Origin of the sequence: Micromonospora taraxaci (assembly GCF_007830095.1) — a bacterium.
In the GTDB taxonomy this organism is placed as follows: Bacteria; Actinomycetota; Actinomycetes; order Mycobacteriales; family Micromonosporaceae; genus Micromonospora; species Micromonospora taraxaci.
Genome location: NZ_VIWZ01000001.1, coordinates 1,988,099 through 2,008,373, shown reverse-complemented (window position 1 = coordinate 2,008,373; position 20,275 = coordinate 1,988,099). Strand labels below are relative to the sequence as shown.

Here is a 20,275-nt window from a genome sequence, read left to right as displayed (position 1 = left end):
ATCAGCGCGGCGCTGTGGTTTCGGTGAGCAGGCCGAGGCGGTGGGCGACGGCGGCAGCCTCCCCGCGGTTGGTCACGTCCAGCTTGGCGATGATCCGGGAGACGTGCACGCTCGCCGTCTTCGGGGAGATGAACAACTGCTCGGCGATCCGGCTGTTGCTGTGCCCCTCGGCGACCAGTCGCAGCACCTCCCGCTCCCGCGCGGTCAGCAGATCGGGGCCCGCCCCGCCCTGCCCGGGGTTGCGCAGGCCAACCCGCCGCGCCAGGGTGGCGGCGGCCTCCACCAGCGGTACCGCCCCCAGTCGCTGACCGATCTCGGCGGCCTCGGTGACCGCCGCCGCCGTCTCGTCGCGCTCCCCGGCGGCGGCAGCCGCCTCGGCCAGCGCCACCAACGCACGGCCCAGCGGGTAGGGCTGCCCGTCGGCCCGCCACGCTTCGACCGCCGTACGCCAGGCCGGCAATACTTGGTCGCCGGCCGCGAGCAGCGCGGTGACCTGGGCTGCGTGGGCCCGCGCCGCCGGGTGCCGGGCGGGCAGGTCGGTGGCGAGCGCCGCCACGGCCACCGCAAGGTCGCGGTCACCGACCCGGGCTGCGGTACGCGCGACGGCGCTGAGCACCGGCCACCCCTCCCGAGGGAGCTGCGGCAGGCTGTCGTCGGCCACGGCGACGCGGGCGGCCCGTACCGCCTCGACCTTGTCGTCGCTGGCCAGCGCGGCCTCGATCGCCAGTTCGTGCAGGGGCAGGCGGTGGTTCGGCCACAGGTAGGGGCGGCCGAGGAAGGTGAGCGCCCGGTCGACCAGTTCGTCGGCGCCCGGGCGCGCACGGGCCAGCCGTAGTCCGGCGCTCAGCTGGAGCCAGTGCAGCCCGGTGACACCGGACAGGTCGATCCGGGCGGCCTCCGCGCACACCGCCTCGGCCTCGTCCCACCGGCCCAGCGCGATCAACGCCTCGGCCCGGTTGGACAGGAGGTACGCCCCGGTGGAGCGGCTGATCCCCACCCGCCGCGCTTCGGTCACGCCGGCCTCGGCAGCCTGCGCGGACTCGGCGTAGCGGCCCAGCTCGCAGAGCATGTCCGACTCGAACACCAGGGCGAGCACCAGGGTTGGCGCGTCCCCCGCCGCACGGGCGGCGGCGGCCGCCTGGCCCAACTCGGCCAGCCCTCCGATCAGGTCCCGCTCGCCGTGGCAGAGCAGCGCGATCCGCGTCGCCAGCAGGGCAGAATGTTCGCCGAGCGCCTCGGCGTCAGTGGCGGCCTCGGCGGCCACCCGGGCCGCCTTCTGCGGGTCGATCTTCACCAGGTGCGCGGCGATGTCGGCCAGCAGACGGGCCCGCTCCGCGCCCCGGGGGCCGCCGGCCGCCAGCTGGTACGCCTCGTCCAACTCCCGGCTGCCGTCACTCTTGCCGAGCAGGGCCATCAGTCGACCCCGCTGGTCCAGCAGGCGGGCGGCGCGAAGCGGTGCGGCGTCGGCGTCCACCTCGGCCAGTCCGGCCCGGGTCAGCGTGATGGCGCGGCTGAAGTCGCCGGCCGTCACCGCCGCGTCCAGGGTCTGCTCCAGCAACGCCAGGTGGTCCATGTCGAGCAGGTCGGCGGCGTCCGGCACCAACTCCCACAGCTCCAACGCCCGCTCCAACAGTCGGCGCTGCTCGGCGTACGCGTACCGGTCGGCGGCGGCGCAGGCCGCAGCCTTCGCGGCGACGAGGGCACGCGGGTGGTCGTGCGCGGCGTGCCAATGGTGGGCGATCTCGGCCGGGGCCCGCCCGGCGGCGACCAGGTGCGGCTGCGCCTCGATCGCGGCGGCGAAGCGGGCGTGCAGCCGGGCGTGCTCGCCGGGGAGCAACTCGTCGTGGACGGCCTCGCGGACCAGCGCGTGCCGGAACTCGTAGTCACCGTCGCGGTCGGCCACCACCAGCTGGGCGGCGACGGCGGCGCGCAGCGCCTCTTCCAGCTCGACCTCGGGCAACCCGGCGACCTGGGCGAGCAGGTCGTGGGCGAAGCTGGTGCCGCCGGCGGCGGCGATGCGCAGCACCCGCTGGGCCGGTTCGGGAAGGCGCTCCACCCGGGCCAACAGCAGGTCACGCAGCGTTTCGGGGAGCGCGGCGCAGCCCACCGGGTCACCGGCGACGGCCAACTCCTCGATGAAGAACGGGTTGCCCTGAGTGCGGTTGTGGACGTCGTCGACGGCACGGGCGGGTGGCTCGGCGCCGAGCAGGTCGGCGAGGATCGCAGCGGTGCCGTCGCGGTCCAGTCGGCCCAGCTCGACACGCTCCACACCGCGCGCCCGGTCCAGTTCGGCGAGGAACGGACGCAGCGGATGCCCCCGCTGCAACTCGTCGGTGCGGTAGGTGCAGACCAACAGCAGCCGGCCCGGCCGGGCTGCCCGGACCAGGAAGCCGATCAGGTCGCGGGTGGAACGGTCGGCCCAGTGCAGGTCCTCGATGATCAGGACCAACGGGCAGGCGTCGGCGAGCCGCTGGAACAGCTCGGCGACCAGGTCGAACAGGTAGCCGCGCGGGGCGTCACCCAGCGGCAGGGCACGCGGGCCGGCCAGCGCTGCGGACGCCCGGCCCAGCTCCGGCAGCAGCGGCGCGAACTCCGCCTCGTAGCCGGCGAAGACCTCGGGGCCGTCGGCGCGGAGCACCGCGCGCAGCGCGGCGGCGAACGGAGCGAACGGCAGGCCTGCCTCGCCCAGCTCCAGGCACTGGCCGACGAGCACCCGGGCCGTGCCGTCGACGGCCTGGCCGGCGAACTCCTCCAGCAGCCGGGTCTTACCCACGCCCGCCTCGCCACCGACCAGCACCGTGGTCGGCTCACCCGACCGGGCGCGGCCCAGCGCGTCCCGCAGTGCCGCGATCTCGCGATGGCGGCCGACGAGGACGGAGCTGGCTGCGCGTACGGTCACAGGTTCGAGCATGCCATGACGGCCCGCGCCGCCCGCCCCGCCGATCGGCCGGTGTCCGAGCAGCGGGGTGGGTTCGAGTCGACCGCCCGATGCGGCGGGCGGGCTCGACCGAGGGTCGGGCTCGACCCCGGCGGCGGACCTGGCGGGGGCGGTCACCGGCGGGCGTCGCCGGTGCGGCCGGCCTGCCTGCGCCGACCCAGCCAACCTCTACTGACCGGCCGTGACAGCGACCGGGCGAGCCGGTCCGCCGCCGCGTCGGCGCGCAACTCGGCGGAGTGCGAACGGTGCAGGGTGAGCAGGAAGTCTGCGTCGTTGCCGAACATGTCGGGCTCCTTCGTCGTGTCGTCGTCTTCTGCTGACGACTCTTCGCGCGAAGGCCCCACCCGGGCATGGGCACGACACCTCATCTTCCCGGTCGGCACCCTCCTTACCCGTCCGGTCCGGGTGCCTGAGGCGACGTAAGGTACTCAGTTGCCCCGGCACCCGGACGCGGATCAACGGGGCAGGCGGCGACCACTAGACTCTGCGGCATGGCAAAGCCCCAGGAGAAGGTCTCGTTCGGCCAGCGGCTGAAGCAGATCGGGATGGTGTTCCAGTTCACCGCCAAGCAGGACCGGTGGTTCGCGCCGCTGGTCGCCGCGGCGGTGCTGCTCCCGCTCGCCCTCACCGTGGTCGCGGTCATCCTCTGGGGCTGGATCTGGCTGCCGCTGGGCATCCTGTTCATCCTGCTCGCGGTGCTGATCGTGCTCAACCTGCGGTCCAACAAGGCGATGATGAACGCCGCCGAGGGGCAGCCCGGCGCGGCGGCGCAGATCATGGAGAACATGCGCGGCGACTGGCGGGTGACCCCGGCGGTCAGCTCGACGACCCAGATGGACATGGTCCACCTCGTGATCGGCCGCCCGGGCGTGATCCTGCTGGCCGAAGGCAACCCGCAGCGGGTTCGTGGCCTGCTCGGGCAGGAGAAGCGGCGGCTGTCCAAGGTGATCGGCTCCGCTCCCCTGCACGACTACGTGATCGGGCAGGAAGAGGGCGAGCTGCCCATCCGCAAGCTCCGGACGACACTGCTGCGCCTGCCCCGCGCCCTCTCCGGCAAGGACGTCAACTCGCTGGACAAGCGCCTCAAGGCGCTCACCGCGCGGCCGCAGATGCCCAAGGGCGCGATCCCGAAGAACATGCGGCCGCCGGGCGCCTTCCGCCAGTCGCGGGGTCGCTGACCCCCTTCGACGTACGCCGACAAGAGCCGGACCCACACGGGCCCGGCTCTTTCGCATCGCCCCGCGCCCCGCGCCCTGCGCCCTGCGCCCCGCGCCCCGCGCCCCGCGCCCCGCGCCCCGCGCCCAAGATCCGCGCAACATCCCCGATGTTGCTGCCTCCGACGCGCGGGAGACACCAACATCCCTGATGTTGCGCAGATCTTGGCGACGAAGCGCCTGGCGCGGGCGGACCTTGGCTCGGGCAGCGCGAAGATCGTGCTCGAACCTGGATGTAGTGGCCTCAAGGCGCGTGGATGCCACTACATCAATGATCGAGCACGATCTTGGGCCGCCGAGGCTCGGCTCAGCCGCCTTCGGGGGCGGGTCAGGTGCGGGGTGCGTCGACGATGACCGAGTCGGCGAGCCGGTCGTGCAGCCCTCGGCGGTGCTCGTCCATGATCAGCGCGGGGACGACGAGGGCCAGCAGCAGACCCCGGATCAGCCCTCGGAGCACTCCGATGCGGCCGCCGTCGTGCCAGTTCACGCAGCGGACCTTCGTGATGTACATGCCGGGTGTCTGGGCGAACAGGCCGAGGAAGAAGCCGTACACCAGGACCAGCACCAGCACCGGCGCCCAGCCGTCGCGGACCGGGTCGGCGAAGAAGTTGGACACCAGCAGACAGAGCACCCAGTCGATGATCAGCGCCCCGAACCGTCGCCCGAGGGTCGGCGGGGTGAAGGTGGGGTCGGTGGCTGGCGCTGCCGGGGTGTGCGGATTGGTCACAGCGGTCAAGGGTATCCGCGCCGGGATGAGGGCTTGTCGAGTGCCGCTGCCACTGTGTGCCGATTCAGGCCAAACGCATCAGATGTCATTAGACTGGCACAGTCGGTACGGCGCTCGCAGCGGGCCGAGGCGTCGACACGAGCGTCGCTGACGCTCCGCGAGGGACGTAACACGGCAGAAACAACGGAGACACGGCCGGGCAACCCCCCGGCCCTAGCGTCGCCAGAAGCCTAGCCACCCCGTGGACGTGCCAGGAGGATGTGTGTTCGCCAATCCCGAGGAACTGCTGCGATACCTCAAGAACGAGGACGTGAAGTTCGTCGACGTTCGTTTCTGTGACCTGCCCGGCGTGATGCAGCACTTCAACTTGCCGGTCGAGTCCGTCAACGACGACCTCTTCACTGACGGCCTCGCGTTCGACGGTTCGTCGATCCGCGGTTTCCAGGCGATCCACGAGTCGGACATGCTCCTGCTCCCGGACGTCGCCACCGCGTTCATCGACCCGTTCCGCGCGCAGAAGACTCTCGCGCTCAACTTCTTCATCCACGACCCGTTCACCCGCGAGGCCTACAGCCGCGACCCGCGCAACGTCGCGAAGAAGGCCGAGGCGTACCTGGCGGCGAGCGGCATCGCCGACACCGCCTACTTCGGCGCCGAGGCGGAGTTCTACATCTTCGACTCGATCCGCCACGAGACCTCGGCGCACCAGTCGTTCTACTACATCGACTCGATCGAGGGCGCCTGGAACACCGGCCGCGAAGAGCCGGGCGGCAACCGCGGTTACAAGACCGCGTACAAGGGCGGTTACTTCCCCGTCCCGCCGGTCGACCACTACGCCGACCTGCGTGACTCGATCGTGCGCCGCCTGGTCGACACCGGCTTCAACGTGGAGCGCTCGCACCACGAGGTGGGCACCGCCGGCCAGTCCGAGATCAACTACCGGTTCTCCACCCTGCTGCACGCCGGTGACCAGCTCCAGCTCTTCAAGTACATCGTGAAGAACGAGGCCTGGGCCAACGGCAAGACCGCGACGTTCATGCCCAAGCCACTGTTCGGTGACAACGGCTCCGGCATGCACACCCACCAGAGCCTCTGGCTCAACGGTGAGCCGTTGTTCTACGACGAGACCGGCTACGCCGGCCTGTCCGACATGGCCCGTTGGTACATCGGCGGTCTGCTGCACCACGCGCCGTCGCTGCTGGCCTTCACCAACCCGACGATCAACTCGTACCGCCGTCTGGTGCCGGGCTTCGAGGCGCCGGTCAACCTGGTCTACTCGCAGCGCAACCGGTCCGCCTGCACCCGCATCCCGGTGACCGGCGCGAACCCGAAGGCCAAGCGCGTCGAGTTCCGGGTCCCGGACCCGTCGGCCAACGTCTACCTGGCCTTCTCCGCCATGATGATGGCCGGCCTGGACGGCATCAAGAGCAAGATCGAGCCGCCGACGCCGATCGACAAGGACCTCTACGACCTCCCGCCGGAGGAGTGGGGCGACGTCAAGCAGGTGCCGGGCTCGCTGTCGGCAGTGCTCGACTCGCTGGAGGCCGACCACGACTACCTGCTCGACGGCGGCGTCTTCACCCCCGACCTGATCTCCACCTGGGTCGACTGGAAGCGCGCCAACGAGGTCGACCCGGTGCGTCTGCGCCCGACCCCGCACGAGTTCGCCATGTACTACGACTGCTGAGCCTGATCAAGGCTCTGACCTGCACCAACAGGATCACTACTGATCTTGGGTACAGGTTGGGTACAACCTCACGGACGGCGGTCATGCCCGGCTCACAGCCGGCGTGGCCGCCGTTTCGTGTTGGCCGAGCGCACCGTCGATGAGCAGCCGGGTCCGGTCGAGCACGTCCGGCCACTCGTGGACGTAGGTGTTGAGCGTGACGGTCGGCGTGCTGTGGCCCAACGCGAGCTGCACCGTCTTCACCGATGCCCCCGCGTGGATCAGGACTGTTGCGTAGTAGTGCCGCAGTCCGTGGATCCCCCACCGCGCCGGCAGGCCGACCGCTTCCCGGGCGCTCGCCCACGTCCGCGAGAAGGTCGCCGCGTTGACGGGCTCGCCGCCGACACCCTTGAACAGCAGGCGTGCGGCCCGGCGGACCGGCCGGCGACGGTCCGCGTCGTCGTCGACCTCGACCGCGTCGCACCCGTCGGCCAGGTGCTGACGCAGCGCCACCGCCACGACATCAGGCAGCTCGACGGGTGCGGGCGCTGGTGCTGGTCTTGACCGGTCCGAGGAACGGCTGACGGCCCTTGAGTACCTTGAGTTGGCCTCGGACGTGCACCTCCCGCACGTCGAAGTCGATGTCGTCCACCTCCATGCCGAGGATTTCACCCAGGCGCAGCCCGCAGCCGGCCGCGAGATAGACCGTCGCGGCCAACCGTGCCGGCAGCAGACGCGCCAGGTCGTGCACCTGCTGCGCCGTGGGAAGGACCCGGCTCCCCCGGCCGACCGGCGGAAGCCGGATGCCCTTGTCGCACGGGCTGGCCGAGATCGGCCGGTCCCGCAATTGCTGCAACTCGGCGTGAGGGAGGTTGGGATGCCGCTGACTTCTGGCTTCACTGGTTGCCGGGCGGCGTAGCGGCATGCAGCGCCGGCTCATCCTCGGGCCGTAGGCTCCCGGCGTGACCGTCTACGACATCGCCGCACAGCTGCCCTCCATCGACGTGTTGCGCGAGCGCTGCAAAGCCCTGGCGATGCTCGACGCGATCGTCGGGGGAGACTACTACGCCTACGACCGCGAATGGGGCGAGGACGAAGCAGCGTCGATGCGCAACGGCAGCGGCGAGGAGTACAACGTCGTTTTCACCGCCGATGGCGTGTTCATTCGGGGCATCTACCACGAGTCGTCGATGTTCACCTACACCGACGGGCGGCTGTGGCCGGGTCTCCTCGGCGGACTGCCGGAGCAGTTCCAGGCACAGGTACACGAGCCGGCGTTCTGCCGGCAGGACGGCACCCTTGACGCCACCTTCGTCCTGTGGCGGCGGACCATCGACGAGCGGTGGCATGCTGGCAACGACATCGACTTTTCACCTGCAGACGACGATGAGGTCGACCCAGACGGCTCATGGCTGCTCGACATTCTCTGCAATGACATCGTCTCGGAGTACATTGAGCACGCCAAGGATGTCTACGAGATCGACCTAGATCCCGCTGCCGTTGAACACTTCGTTGCGCTCCGTCCGCTGACCGATGCAGCCGTCCGCGCGCTCAATCCTGAAGCTGAACTGGCCGACCTTCGCGAGAAGGCAGAGGAGTACGGCTACCCGACCACGGCGGCGTAGACCCAACTCCACCCGCACGATCTTGCCGCGATGGCGGTCCTGTCACGGTAGGTGAGAGCTGCGACCAAACGCTGTCAAGCATCTGGTGGGACGCCACTGTCTAGCATCTCCCGTGACGGGACACAGTGCCTGATCTACGCTGTCGGGTCTCAGGACCTGCGTGACAGATCAGTCTCGGGACGTAGGTGACACGTCCGGCTAGACGATCTTCGCTTCAGGGTAGCTGTTTAGGGCTCGGGTGGCCGCTCGTGACGTCCTAGGATCGGCGGGTGCTGGCTGACGAGGAACGTCTTCCGCAGTTTGCTTATCACCCGGATCCGGTGGGGACGGGTTCGATCGTGGCTGCTGAGGTGGTGTGCGCGTGTTGCCGACGGCGGCGGCCGTTCACGTATGTCGGCCCGGTCTTCGCGGTGGAAGAGTTGGCCAGGGCGCTGTGCCCTTGGTGCATCGCGGACGGCCGGGCGGCTGGGATGTTCGACGCGCAGTTCACCGACAAGAGCTGGCGGGTTCCGGACGACGTGCCTGCCGACGTGACCGAGGTGGTTCTCCGCCGGACGCCCGGCTTTCTGGGGTGGCAGCAGGAGCAGTGGATGCACCATTGCCGCGACGCGGCGGAGTTCCATGGCTTGGTCGGGGCGAACGAGTTGGCTGCCTTTCCTGACGCGCTGGAACACCTGCGGCTGGAGTTGGCCGGGTCTGGTTGGTCGGCCGATGACAAGGACTGGTATCTGCAAGCGCTGAGCAAGGAGGGCCCGGTCACCGCCTATCTCTTTCGCTGCCGGCACTGTGGTAGTCACCTCGCGTACTCCGACTCGACCTGACCGTCTGTTTGCTGTCGCGGGGGCTCCGGCTTACGGACCTTGAACCGGGCGATCGGTTTGACGGTGGTGCGCGGGACTTCGGTGAGGAGCTGGTCGCCGTCGTAGACGCGGAGGGTGGTGTCGGCGGCTTCGACGGTGAGCGTTCGGCCAGCGTGGGCGATGCCGACGTGGATGCGTTGGCCCGCGATGACCAGGGCTCCTCGGCAGCTGACGCGGCGTTCGACCCGCACGGGTTGCGGGTTCGGGGTGGGTGGTGGTCCAGCGGGGCGGGCGTCGCGGATGCTGGCGGCCTCGGCGGCGGTGAGGGGGTTGGGCAGGCTGCGCAGCAGGACGCCGTCGGCGGTGATCTGCAGGAGGCCGCGGTCGAGTCGGACGGTGACGCGCCTGCCGGCGAAGTGGTAGCCGACGGGATGCTGTCGGCCGGCGAGGCTGATCAGGCCGGTGGCGTTGACGAGCCGTTCGACCTCGATCGGGGCGCCGGATCGGACGGTGCCGGTGGTGATCGGTGGTGGCCCGGCGGGCTGACCGTTGTCGGCGCGGAGTTGCCGCAGGTGATTGGGGGTGAGCCGGGACGGGACGGTCTTGAGGCGGACGCCGTCGATGAGCAGGTGAACGACGGTGGTGTCGGCCCAGAGGGTGACCGGTAGTCCGGCTCGGGTGGGGCTGAGCCAGAACTGTTGTCCGCAGACGGTGAGGTTGCCCGAGGCGGGAACGAGGCGGGTGACCTCCACGGCTAGGCCGACGTCGTCGCCGGTTGCCGATGGTGCTGCTGCGGCGGTGGCCGATCTGGCGGCTGATGGAGACGTCGGCAGTGGCGCAAGCGGCGGCGTTCGGGGTGCGGGGATGGTGGTCAGCGGTGGCGGCAGCCGCAGGGGGATCTGCTCCTCGGCGGGCTGGGTGGTGAACCGGTCGGCCGGGACCGCCATCCCGAGGGACTGGTGGGGTCGTTCGTTGTTGTATTCGTGCCGGAACACGTCGATGGCTGCTTGAGCTTCCTCCGGGTTGGCCCAGACTTCGACGTCGTCGAGGAGTTCGCGTTGCAGGGTCTGGTGGAACCGCTCGACCTTGCCCGTGGTGGTGGGTGAGCGGGGCTTGGTCAGCCGGTGGGTGATGCCGTTCTCCCGGCAGATCCGGTCGAACATCACCTCCCCGCCACCTCGACCGAACCGGGCAGTGAACTGCTTGCCGTTGTCCGTGAGCACCTCGTCGGGCACCCCGAACCGTTGTAGAGCCTCGGCGAAGGCGAGACACACGGCCCGGCCGGTGGCCCGGCGGACCACGGCAGCGATGACGCAGAACCGGGAATGGTCGTCAACGCCGGTCACGACCTTCGCCTCACCACCGTCAGCCAGTTGGATGCCACCGACGATGTCCATTTGCCACAACTCCATAGGCCGGCCCCGTTCCCACCTCCGGTAGTCCTCTCGGCGCCGGCGGCGGGGTGCCGGATCGATCAGGCCATGTCGGATCAGCACCCGATGCACCGTGATCCGCGACGGAATCGGACCGGGACAGTCACGTCGGCCAAGCTCATAGACCAGGCGACGGGCACCCCAACGGGGATGGTTCCGGCGCAGCTCACAAATCAGCGCCTCCACCTCCGGCGACGTCTGCCCCGGTGAAGAGCGCGGCCGGCTGGACCGATCGGCCAGCCCTTCCAAACCCTCCTGCTCATACCAGGTCAGCCAGCGATGCACCGCCTGGCGGGAGACCCCGAATCGTTCGGCGACGTCCGTGACCGTCGACCCGGCAACCACGTCCTGGACGGCTCGATACCGCTGCTCCATCACGCTCATCTCCACCAACACTCGGCGGAGTGTCACCCAGGTCCTGATACCGATGTGTCACGCAGGTCCCGAGACCGGACAGTGCCTGATCTACGCGGCGGTGAGAACCTTCCATACGTCTTCAAGGCGGCCCCGCCGGAGTTCGCGCGCCGGCCGAGGTGCAGCGGACGCGGGGCTTCAGCGTGGCGATATCAGCCCACCGATGGCACTCTGCCGAGATGGGAGAACATCCAGGAGGCCCGCTCACCGACTCCGAACTGGCAGCCATGTTCCGCCTGTTGGCGCGGTTCTCTGAGCACGACCTGGACCAGTGGGACAATTGGCGATTGGATACGTCCTACGGACCGGTGTACGTCACCGCCAGCCGAGCGCTGGCACCGGGCTGGCAAGACGATGCGTTCACCCCCGTTTGGCCGCTGCCGCCACGGTTGCAGGAAGCCGGGCGGGATGGTGCCTCCGGCGGGTAGGGCCTCCGGCCCTACGACCCGGGGATAGCCTCCGGCGGCCGGGGCTACTCGCCCCGAACCCTCGGCGACTCTGGGATGCCCCAGCCGCGACCGGGTACCCGTCGCACACCGGAGGCCACCAGACCGCGCCGACCTGGTCCAGGTCGTTCGTCCGGCGGGGCGCTCCACCTGGACCAGGTCGGCGGGGCCCGGCAGGGCGGAGCCTGCGCGACGGGATGCCGCACCGGCCCCCCTCAGGACCACTCGCACACACCTCGACCCCATGATCGTGAGGTACACGAGGGGCACAGATGCCGCCTGGAAACACTGAGCAACGATGGAAGTTGATATAGGACGTACGGCCTGCTCAGCAGCTTGATCGACGCCACTCCGCCAGGTCAGCCGACATGCGCGGTTAGTTCGCCATGTACTACGACTGCTGAGCAGTCGCTTCGCACACCGGCCGGGCCGGCTCCGCTCACCGCGGAGCCGGCCCGGCCCGTCTCACACCCCAGACCGCGGCGCGCCGCGCCGCCGCGAGATCCGCGCAGTTTCGGGGATGGTGCTGCCTCCGAAGCGCCGGAGGCAGCACTTTCCCCGAAGTTGCGCGGATCTTGGGCTAGGCCCGAGCCCGTCGGAGTACCAACACGAGCACCAACAGGAGCAGCCCGGTCATCGCCAGGGCGCCGGGTGCTTTGGTGACGCGGGCCAGGTTGGTGCCGTCGGGCAAGGCGAGGAAGGCCGCCGCCACGGCGGGCAGCACGAACCACGTCGTCCGTAGGGCGGTCAGCGCGAGCAGCGCGAGGGGCCAGGTGGCGTACCAGGGGTGGAAGACCGGGGACAGGACGACGGTGGCGACCAGCGCCAGCGCCGCGCCGCGCACCACCACCCGGGCGTCGTTCAGTCGGCGCAGCGCCCGCCAGGTTCGGTACCAGAGCACCACCAGCACACCGGCGAGCAGGAGCAGGGCGACCGCGCGGATCACCGGTACCGCCTGCGGGTCCCGGCCGACCAACGCGCCGGCGTAGTCCACCACGAACCCGACGGCGGTGGGTGGCGACGTCCACTGCTCGGAGTCGCCGCTGTGCGTCAGCCCGCGCACCCAGCCGAACCCGAGACCGGACAGCACCGAGGTGACCAGCACCGCGCCGACGAGCCCTCCGGCCAGCCAGCCGCCGTCGCGCACCAGCGCCCGCACTGGGTACGGGCGCCGCACCCCGGCCAGCACGGCGAACGGCACCACCACCACGGCAGTGGCCTTCACCGTGACCGCCAGCCCGAGCAGCGCGCCGGCCAGCAGCAGCCCGGCCGGCCAACCCGGTCGCCGGACCGCCACCAGCAGCCCGCAGAGCAGCAGACCCAGCATCACGGCGTCGTTGTGCGCCCCGGCGATGAGGTGCACGCCGACCAGCGGCCCGGCCAGCGCCAGCCAGGCAGCCCGCCGGGTCGGTACCCCGGCGGCGCGGGCCAGACCGGGCAGGCAGAGCGCGGCCAGCAGCAGCCCCGCCACGGCGATCACCCGCAGCGCCACGATCGTGCCGGTCAACCCGCCACCGAGGCCGACCGCGAGCGCGGCGAGCAGGACGAACACCGGCCCGTACGGTGCCGGGGTGTCCCGCCAGATCGGGGCGACGGTGTCCAGCCATGGACAGCCCGCCGCCGCCACCCCCACCGCGTACGGGTCGACGCCGTGCGCGTACGTCCAACCCTGACAGGCGTACGAGTAGACGTCCCGGCTGCCCATCGGGGGTGTGAACAGCAGCGGCAGCGCCCACAGGCTGGCGGTGACGTACGCCCACCGGGTCGACGGGGCACCGTCGCGCAACGACCACCACGCGCCGACCAGCAGCGCGGTGCCCACCAGCCAGCAGGTCAACGTCGCAGGGCCGCCCGGGGTTCGCCAGATCGACGCCGGCGTCACGCCGAGCGGGGCGTCGGGCAGCGCCCCGCCGAGGTATCCGGCCACGGCGAGCACTACCGCGCCGGCCAGGCCGACGTACCGCGCACCCGAGGCCGCCACCGAAGCAGCCGGCACCGAACCATCCGCCACCGAAGCAGCCGGGCCGAGCGAACCAGGCAGGCCGGACGAACCAGGCGGGCCGGGAGCGGTCACCGGCGCACCTTCCCTCAGTCGGCGGCGACCGGCTGACGGGTCGCCCGAGCCGACCGTACCAACCGGACGACCACCACGATCACCAACAGCGTCATCAGCGGCGCCCCGACCGTCTTGGTGAACCGGGGCAACCCAGTGCCGTCGGGCAGGATCAGGAACGAGGCGACCAGGGCGACCACGACGAACCATCGGGTACGCCGGGCGGTGGCGGCCAGCACGAACAACGGCCAGGTCCAGTACCAGGGGTGTACCACCGGTGCGAGCGCGACGGTGACGGCGAGCGCGAGGCCGGCGTAGAACAGCGGGTCACGGGTGCGGGCCCGCCACCAGAGCCAGACGAGCAGGACGGCCAGCAGCACCACGGCGATCCCGCGCGTCACCGGCAACGCGTCGATGTGACCGCCGAACGGCACAGCGAGGTAGCCGATGGTTTGCGCGACGGCGGTGGGTGGGGAGGTCCAGGCGATGGCGGCGCCGCCCTGGGACAACCCGCCGATCCAGCCGAAGTCCAGCCCGCCGGCGACTGTCACTCCCACGACGGCGGCGACGGACCCGCCGACCACCCAGCCGCCGTCGCGGATCAGGGTCCGGATCCGGTACGGCCCTGCGGTGGCCGCCAGAGCGGCGAACGGGATCACCACCACGGAGGTGACCTTGATCGCCACGGCGACACCGAGGAGCAGCCCGCCGACCAGGAGCATTCCGCGCCGGCCCGGGTTCGAGGCCACCACCGCCAGCCCGCCGACCAGCGCGGCGAGCATCAGCACGTCGTTGTGGGGACCGCCGATCAGATGCGCGGCGACCAGTGGGCAGCCCAGCGCCAGCCACACCGCCCGTCGGGCCGGAACCCCGGCTCGACGGGCCAGCACCGGCAGCGCCCACGCGGTCATCGCCACGCCGACCAGGGACAGGGCCCGGAACAGCACGATGCTGGCGTTCAGCGATCCGGTCACCTCGACCACAGCGCCCGCGATGAGGACGAACAGCGGCCCGTACGGTGCCGGGGTGTCCCGCCAGATGACGGAGACCGTGTCCAGCCAGGGGCAGGGCAGCGCGGAGACACCGTGCTCGTACGGGCTGATGCCGCCGGCGAAGCTGGCGCCCTGACAGGCGTACGCGTACACGTCCCGGCTACCAAACGGTGGCGCGACGAGCAGCGGCAGCAGCCACAGCCCTACGGTAACCAGCGCCCACCGGGTCGACGGAACTCCGTCGCGCAGCGCCCACCAGGCGTACGCGAGCAGGCCGGTGCCGACCACCCAGGCGGCCAGGACCAGTGGCCCGTCGGGGCCCTGCCAGACGCTGGCCGGGGTGCTGCGCAGCGGGCCACTGGGGAACGCTCCCCCGAGGAACGCGGACAGCGCGAGCAGCGTCGAGCCGACCAGGCCGGTCCAGCGCGCGAGGTGGGAAGACACGCCCGACATGCTGCCAGCACCGCGCTCGGGGGGTGACGGCAGGCACCGTCAGCAGTGCTTGGCGGGGGTCAGGTCGCTGGAGATCGTGTAGTCGCCGGCCGCGCGGACCCGCACCTCGGTCCACCCGTCCGCGCCGGGGCGTACGCAACCGTCCGGGCCGGTCAGCGACAGCCAGCGGGACCAGCGAACCCGCACCGGCACGTCGCCGGGCGCGGCGGTCAGGCGGACCGAACCCCGGTCGCTGGCGACGAGTTGGCCGGGGGCGCCGACCAGCGGTGTCGGGTCGGCCACGGCGTACAGGCGCCAGGTCGTGTCACGCCAGACCTCCCGCAGGTACGGCAGGCCGGCGCGGATCATCGCGGCCTCGTCCCGGCCCCACCGATCGGCGGGGGCGTCCGGGGCGATCGCCACGTAGGTCACCGCCTCGTCGTGGAGCCACTTCTCGTAGGTCTGCGCGTTCAGGGTGCCGTCGTAGAACAGCGCGTTGCGATCGCTGTCGACCTGGCGTTCCCAGCCACGGGCCAGGGGCACTGTCGGTGGCAGGTACGCGGATTCCCAGTGGTCGCGCAGAGGCACCACCTCGACCCGTCCGACGGGTTGCCGTCGTTGCAGTTCCTCGACGAGCGGGCGGTGGAACGCCGGGGAGCTCTCCGGGGCACCGGCCCGGGTGAGGTCGCTCGTCATCACCGGCGACTGCCACCACACCGTCGCGGCGAGCAGCCCGGCCAGCCACGGGCCGGGCAGCGGGGCGTACCCGGCCAGCACGGGCAGCGCGAAGAGCAACGGCAGGCGCAGCGCGTTGGAACCGATCGGGCTGGGCACGTAGTAGGCAGCGACCAGGAGCAGGACGGTGAGCGCCGCGCCGACCCGCAGCACCCGGCGGCGGCGCGGCACCAGGACCGCCACCAGCACGGCGAGCGCGACGTTGATCCGCATCGACTCGGCCGAGTACGGCTGGGTGCCCCCGTTGCCGAACAGCAACGCGATCGGCGCGAGGGTGACAGCGGGCGTCACGGCCAGGACGAAACCCTCCGCCAGCGGACCCTCCGCCCGCCACCCGCCGGCCAGCGCGCGACCCGGCCCGTCCCCACGCCGGAGGGCGGCCAGCAGCAACGCCGCGCCGGCCAGCCCGGTGAACAGGCCGGCGACCGGGCTCGCCGCCGTCGCCAGGGCAGCGCAAATCGCGGCGAGCGCCAACCGGGCGGTACGTGGTGGGCGTTCCGTGCTGACGGCGCAGAGCGCGAGCAGCCCGAACGTCAGCCCGACGGCGAAGGTGATCCGTCCGCTCGCCAGATTGCCGACCAGGACCACGGCACCGAGGACGCCGGCCAGCAGCGGGCGTCGGGCCCGGTTCCGGGCGAACAGCCACGCCAGCGCGAACGCGCCGAGCACGGCGGCGACAGCCCCCAGTGGACGCATCCCGATCAGCGCGCCCAGCCGGGCCGTGAACAGGCTGTAGCCGTACTGGTTGACACCGCCGTACCAGCCGAGGTCGATCGGCGTCGCACCGTACCGGTCGGCGAACTCGGCCCGCGCCACCTGCGCCGCGAGGTCGGTGCCCATCCGGGGCGCGATCAGGAACGCGACGGCGAGCGCCACCGCGACCCCGGTCGCCGTCATCCAGCCGGTGCGCCGCCCGAACGGGCGTGGCGACGCGTCAGGCATTGAGGACCCGTTCAGTAGCGGCCCGGGAGCGGCGACCGACGCGCAGGTACTCGTCGAGGAACTCCCCCGGATCGTCGCGGCCGAGCAGCCGGACCACGCCGGCCAGCTCCACCCCGTGCCGGGGCAACTGGTCGCCGGCCCGACCCCGGACCAGCATCAACGCATTACGGACCTGCGCGGCGAGGGACCACCCGGCGGCCATCTCGGCGGCGTCCGCCGGGTCGATCAGGCCGGCCCGCTCGGCCGCCGCGAGAGCGTCGAGGGTACGCGTGCCGCGCAGCGCCGGGTTCGCACCGGCGTGCCGGAGCTGGACGAGCTGCACCGCCCACTCCACGTCGGCCAGCGCGCCGCGACCCAGTTTGGTGTGGGTGGCCGGGTCGGCGCCCCGGGGCAGCCGCTCGGTCTCCACCCGGGCCTTGATCCGCCGGATCTCGACGACCTGCTCACGGGTCAGCCCCTCGGCCGGGTACCGCACCGGGTCGATCATCGCCTCGAACTCGGCACCCAGACCCGCGTCGCCGCAGACGAACCGGGCGCGCAGTAGCGCCTGCGACTCCCACACCCGCGACCAGCGGGCGTAGTACGCCGCGTACGCGGCGAGGCTGCGCACCAGTGGACCCTGCCGGCCCTCCGGGCGCAGGTCGGCGTCGACGCCCAGCGGCGGGTCGGGGGCGGGCACGCCGAGCAGCCGACGCAGCTCCTCGGCGATCGCGTGCGCGGCGGCGCTGGCGGCGCTCTCGCTGGCCCCGGCGGGCGGGTCGTACACGAAGAGCACGTCGGCGTCGGACAGGTAGTTCGACTCGTACCCGCCGAGCCGTCCCATGCCGATCACCGCGAACCGCAGCCCTTCCGGCGCGGGTTGGCTGGCCTGGGCGGCGCGCAGCGCGGCGGCCAGTGTGGCGTCGGTGACGTCGGCGAGTGCCGTGCCGACCTGGGTGATGTCGGACAGGCCGGGAGCCGGTCGGTTCGCGCCGTCCGGTCGGGTGGGGCTGGGTGCGAGCGAACCCGCGTGGCAGAGCACGTCGGCGCAGGCCACCCGGACCAGTTCCCGACGCCGTAGCGCGCGCACCGCGCTGGTCGCCTCGACCGGGTCGGTGTGCCGGGCCGCCGCCGCGAGGAACCCCTCCCGGAGCACGTCCCGGGAGCGCGGGACCAGCTCGTTCTCCTCGGCCAGCAGCCGCAGCGCCTCCGGGTCGCGGGCGAGCAGGTCGGCCACGTACCGGGACAGCGAGAGGACCCGGGCCAGCCGCCGGGCGACCGGGCCTCCGTCGCGCAGCAGCCGCAGGTACCAGGGAGTGCTGCCGAGCTTGTCGGAGACTTTGCGGTAGTTGAGCAGCCCCCGGTCCGGCTCCGGCGCGTCGGCGAATTCGCTCAGCAGCACCGGCAGCAGGGTCCGCTGGATGGCCGCCGTGCGACTCACCCCGCCGGTGAGCGCCTGGAGGTGCCGCAGCGCCCCGGCCGGGTCGGCGAAGCCGAGGATCTCCAGTCGGTGCCGGGCCGCCTCGGGGGTGAGCCGCAGCCCGTCCGCCGGCACCCGGGCCACCGACTCCAACAGTGGCCGGTAGAGCAGTTTGGCGTGCAGTCGGCGTACCTCGGTGGCGTGGGTGACCCACTCGGCCCGGAAGCTCTCCACGGCGCTGCGCCCCGGCGCGGCCGTGAAACCCAGCGCGGCGGCGAGCCAGCGCAGCGCGCCCGGCTCGGTGGGCACCGTGTGCGTACGACGTAGGCCCTGGAGTTGCAGCCGGTGCTCGACGCTGCGCAGGAAGCGGTAGCCGCGCAGGAGCGCCTCGCCGTCGGCGCGACCGACGTAGCCGCCGGCGACGAGCGCGCGCAGCGCCGGGATGGTGCCCGGTTCCCGCAGCGTCTCGTCGCCGCGACCGTGCACGAGTTGCAGCAACTGGACGGCGAACTCGATGTCGCGCAGCCCTCCGGGACCACGCTTGATCTCGCGCTCCAGCTCCTTCGGCGGGATGTGGTCGATGATCCGGCGGCGCATGGCGCGTACGTCCTCGACCGCCTCGGGCCGTTCGGCCGCCCGCCACACCAGCGGCGCGAGCTGGTCGATCCATTCCTGGGCCAGCGGCAGGTCACCGGCGGCCGGACGGGCCTTGAGCAGCGCCTGGAACTCCCAGGTGCGCGCCCACCGGCGGTAGTACGCGAGGTGGCTGGCGAGGGTCCGCACCAGCGGGCCCCGGTTGCCCTCGGGGCGCAGCGCGGCGTCCACCGGCCAGGCGACCATCCCGCAGATGGAGATCAACCGGGTCGCCACCGAGGTCGCTGCGGACAGGTCGGCGTCCTCGGCGGCGACGAAGATGACGTCCACGTCGGAGACGTAGTTCAGCTCGCCACCGCCGCACTTGCCCATCGCCACCACCGCGAGCCGGGGTCGCTCGGTGCCGTCCGCCAGCTCCGTGGCCGCGATCTCGTAGGCGGCGGCCAGCGTCGCGTCGGCGAGCGCGGAGAGCGCGGCCATGGTCTGTTCCAGGCCGCGCCCGCCGGTGAGGTCCGCCGCCGCGATCCGCAGCAACGCCAGCCGGTACGCGGAGCGCAGCGCCGCCGTCGGGTTGCCACCGTCAATCGGTTCCAGCCGCCCCTCGGCGATCGGGGCGAGCCCGTCCGGTGCGGTGCGCAGCGTCAGGCAGTGCTCGGGGTTCGCCACCAGGTGGTCGCCGAGCGCCGACGACGCGCCCAGTACGGCGATCAGTCGCCGCCGCAGCCCCGGGTCGGCATGCAGCTCCGCGAGCAGCAGCGATTCGTCGCTGCCCTCGGTGGTGCGGCGTTCAGCCTCGACGATGCGGTGCAGTTGACGCAGCGCCAGGTCCGGGTCGGCGGCCCGGGACAGCGCGGCGAGCAACTCCCCGGCCGGCTCGCCGGTCGGCTCCTGCTCCTCCGGCCGCCACAGCCGCAGCCCGTCCGGGCCGAGGAGGTCCGCGGCGCGCGCGCCGCCGTCGCCCTCAGCGGTGCCGAACCCGTACCGGGCGAGCCGCCCCGGCGCCCTGGTCGGCCGGCTCATCAGTGCCCGAGCAGCGGCAGGCCGCGCCGCGTCACGCTGTCGTCCAACTCGCCGAGGGCCAGCGCGGCGAACCGGGCGGCGAACGGCTGCCAGACCTCCTCGATGTCGGGCAGCACCGAGGCGCAGGCCGCCACCACCAACTCCGGGTCGTAGCCCAGCTCGGCCAGTTGGGCCGAGTCGGTGGACCAGTCGGCGATCATCGCGGCGTCACACTCGATGTGGAACTGCAGACCCCAGGCCCGGTCCCCGAGCCGGAACGCCTGGTTCGGGTAGCGGGTCGACGCGGCCAGCAGGGTCGCGCCCCTGGGCAGCTCGGTGATCTCGTCGACGTGCCACTGGAGCACGTCCGGGATCAGCGGCACGTACCGGAACAGCGGGTCGCCCTCGGCGGCATCGCGTCGGCCGACCACGCCGGGGCCGATCTCCGGCCCGGACGGACTGCGTTCGACCAGCCCGGCGTGCGCCGTGGCGAGCAGTTGCGCGCCCAGGCAGACAGCCAGGGTCGGCACCCGGTGCCGGACCGCCTTGCGCAGCAGGCCCTCCACGGCGGGGAACCAGGGCGCGCCAGGCGAGCCGTCCGGCAGCGGGTACGCCTGCTGTTCGCCGCCGAGCACCACCAGCGCCGCGTACCCCTCCAGGTCGGCGGGGAGCTCGTCGCCGGCGTGCGGGCGGACCACCCACAGTTCCAGCCCAGCCTCGGTCAGCCACTCGCCCAGCAGGCGGGCGTCGTCGGTCGGGTCGTTCTCGATCACCAGCGCGGTTGCCACCCGTCGAGGCTAGCGGGTACGCCGCGTCGTGCCACGCCCCGCCACAGAGCCGCGTGCCCGCGCTGGTGGCGGTGGTTA

15 protein-coding genes are annotated in these 20,275 nt (G+C 72.0%); 4 read left to right on the top strand and 11 right to left on the bottom strand.

Annotation, left to right across the window (positions count from 1 at the left end; all coding sequences use genetic code 11):
• Nucleotide 1: 1 nt before the first annotated feature.
• Both FHU34_RS09575 and FHU34_RS32920 read right to left on the bottom strand, forming a co-directional pair.
• Complete coding sequence (locus tag FHU34_RS09575; RefSeq protein WP_244311599.1) at nucleotides 2–2,899, bottom strand: helix-turn-helix transcriptional regulator; 2,898 nt, start codon at nucleotides 2,897–2,899, stop codon at nucleotides 2–4.
• A gap of 152 nt (nucleotides 2,900–3,051) precedes the next feature.
• A complete protein-coding gene (locus FHU34_RS32920; RefSeq protein ID WP_167524788.1) occupies nucleotides 3,052–3,222 on the bottom strand; it encodes a hypothetical protein in 171 nt (56 codons plus the stop codon).
• A gap of 207 nt (nucleotides 3,223–3,429) precedes the next feature.
• Between FHU34_RS32920 and FHU34_RS09570 the strand changes: the two genes are divergently transcribed.
• Nucleotides 3,430–4,116 carry a DUF4191 domain-containing protein gene (locus FHU34_RS09570; RefSeq protein ID WP_145779624.1) on the top strand — a complete coding sequence of 229 codons (687 nt, stop codon included), beginning with the start codon at nucleotides 3,430–3,432 and terminating at the stop codon, nucleotides 4,114–4,116.
• A 364-nt stretch (nucleotides 4,117–4,480) separates the two neighbouring features.
• Here FHU34_RS09570 and FHU34_RS09565 read toward each other — a convergent pair whose 3' ends face one another.
• Nucleotides 4,481–4,879 (bottom strand): RDD family protein, encoded by a 399-nt coding sequence (locus FHU34_RS09565; protein ID WP_145779623.1) that lies wholly within the window; start codon nucleotides 4,877–4,879, stop codon nucleotides 4,481–4,483.
• Between the two features lie 262 nt (nucleotides 4,880–5,141).
• Here FHU34_RS09565 and glnA point away from each other — a divergent pair, with 262 nt between their 5' ends.
• Complete coding sequence (gene glnA / locus FHU34_RS09560; protein WP_112671701.1) at nucleotides 5,142–6,566, top strand: type I glutamate--ammonia ligase; 1,425 nt, start codon at nucleotides 5,142–5,144, stop codon at nucleotides 6,564–6,566.
• 81 nt (nucleotides 6,567–6,647) lie between these two features.
• On the opposite strand, the gene FHU34_RS34000 is transcribed toward glnA, so the two are convergent.
• Nucleotides 6,648–7,064: a tyrosine-type recombinase/integrase gene (locus tag FHU34_RS34000; RefSeq protein WP_167524787.1), complete on the bottom strand. Its 417-nt coding sequence runs from the start codon at nucleotides 7,062–7,064 to the stop codon at nucleotides 6,648–6,650.
• A 4-nt stretch (nucleotides 7,065–7,068) separates the two neighbouring features.
• Nucleotides 7,069–7,401 (bottom strand): tyrosine-type recombinase/integrase, encoded by a 333-nt coding sequence (locus FHU34_RS33995; RefSeq protein WP_167524786.1) that lies wholly within the window; start codon nucleotides 7,399–7,401, stop codon nucleotides 7,069–7,071.
• A gap of 106 nt (nucleotides 7,402–7,507) precedes the next feature.
• Between FHU34_RS33995 and FHU34_RS09550 the strand changes: the two genes are divergently transcribed.
• Nucleotides 7,508–8,170, top strand: a complete 663-nt coding sequence (locus tag FHU34_RS09550) for a hypothetical protein (protein ID WP_145779621.1) — start codon at nucleotides 7,508–7,510, stop codon at nucleotides 8,168–8,170.
• A 269-nt stretch (nucleotides 8,171–8,439) separates the two neighbouring features.
• Nucleotides 8,440–8,991 carry a CbrC family protein gene (locus FHU34_RS09545; RefSeq protein WP_145779620.1) on the top strand — a complete coding sequence of 184 codons (552 nt, stop codon included), beginning with the start codon at nucleotides 8,440–8,442 and terminating at the stop codon, nucleotides 8,989–8,991.
• Here the strand turns inward: FHU34_RS09545 and FHU34_RS09540 are convergent.
• From FHU34_RS09540 to FHU34_RS09510, 6 genes are all read right to left on the bottom strand, one after another.
• Nucleotides 8,964–10,787 (bottom strand): IS481 family transposase, encoded by a 1,824-nt coding sequence (locus FHU34_RS09540; RefSeq protein ID WP_244311598.1) that lies wholly within the window; start codon nucleotides 10,785–10,787, stop codon nucleotides 8,964–8,966. The genes FHU34_RS09545 and FHU34_RS09540 overlap by 28 nt on opposite strands.
• 1,056 nt (nucleotides 10,788–11,843) lie before the next feature.
• Nucleotides 11,844–13,304, bottom strand: coding sequence for a polyprenol phosphomannose-dependent alpha 1,6 mannosyltransferase MptB (gene mptB / locus FHU34_RS09530; protein WP_425280570.1), 1,461 nt, complete (start codon nucleotides 13,302–13,304; stop codon nucleotides 11,844–11,846).
• A 47-nt stretch (nucleotides 13,305–13,351) separates the two neighbouring features.
• Nucleotides 13,352–14,752, bottom strand: a complete 1,401-nt coding sequence (gene mptB, locus FHU34_RS09525) for a polyprenol phosphomannose-dependent alpha 1,6 mannosyltransferase MptB (protein WP_208744953.1) — start codon at nucleotides 14,750–14,752, stop codon at nucleotides 13,352–13,354.
• Between the two features lie 48 nt (nucleotides 14,753–14,800).
• Nucleotides 14,801–16,417, bottom strand: a complete 1,617-nt coding sequence (locus FHU34_RS09520) for a hypothetical protein (protein WP_244311597.1) — start codon at nucleotides 16,415–16,417, stop codon at nucleotides 14,801–14,803.
• On the bottom strand, nucleotides 16,410–19,430 hold the full coding sequence (locus tag FHU34_RS09515; RefSeq protein ID WP_145779616.1) for a bifunctional [glutamine synthetase] adenylyltransferase/[glutamine synthetase]-adenylyl-L-tyrosine phosphorylase: 3,021 nt from the start codon (nucleotides 19,428–19,430) through the stop codon (nucleotides 16,410–16,412). Before FHU34_RS09515 ends, FHU34_RS09520 begins: the two co-directional genes overlap by 8 nt.
• Entirely contained in the window at nucleotides 19,430–20,197 is a 768-nt protein-coding gene (locus FHU34_RS09510; RefSeq protein ID WP_145779615.1) for a type 1 glutamine amidotransferase, read from the bottom strand. The genes FHU34_RS09515 and FHU34_RS09510 overlap by 1 nt, the downstream gene beginning before the upstream one ends.
• Nucleotides 20,198–20,275: the final 78 nt, after the last annotated feature.

Coding starts and splice junctions, on each gene's coding strand:
- FHU34_RS32920 (WP_167524788.1), bottom strand. CDS start 3,222: ATGTTCGGCAACGACGCAGACTTCCTGCTCACCCTGCACCGTTCGCAC.
- FHU34_RS09570 (WP_145779624.1), top strand. CDS start 3,430: ATGGCAAAGCCCCAGGAGAAGGTCTCGTTCGGCCAGCGGCTGAAGCAG.
- FHU34_RS09540 (WP_244311598.1), bottom strand. CDS start 10,787: ATGAGCGTGATGGAGCAGCGGTATCGAGCCGTCCAGGACGTGGTTGCC.
- FHU34_RS09520 (WP_244311597.1), bottom strand. CDS start 16,417: ATGCCTGACGCGTCGCCACGCCCGTTCGGGCGGCGCACCGGCTGGATG.
- FHU34_RS09515 (WP_145779616.1), bottom strand. CDS start 19,430: ATGAGCCGGCCGACCAGGGCGCCGGGGCGGCTCGCCCGGTACGGGTTC.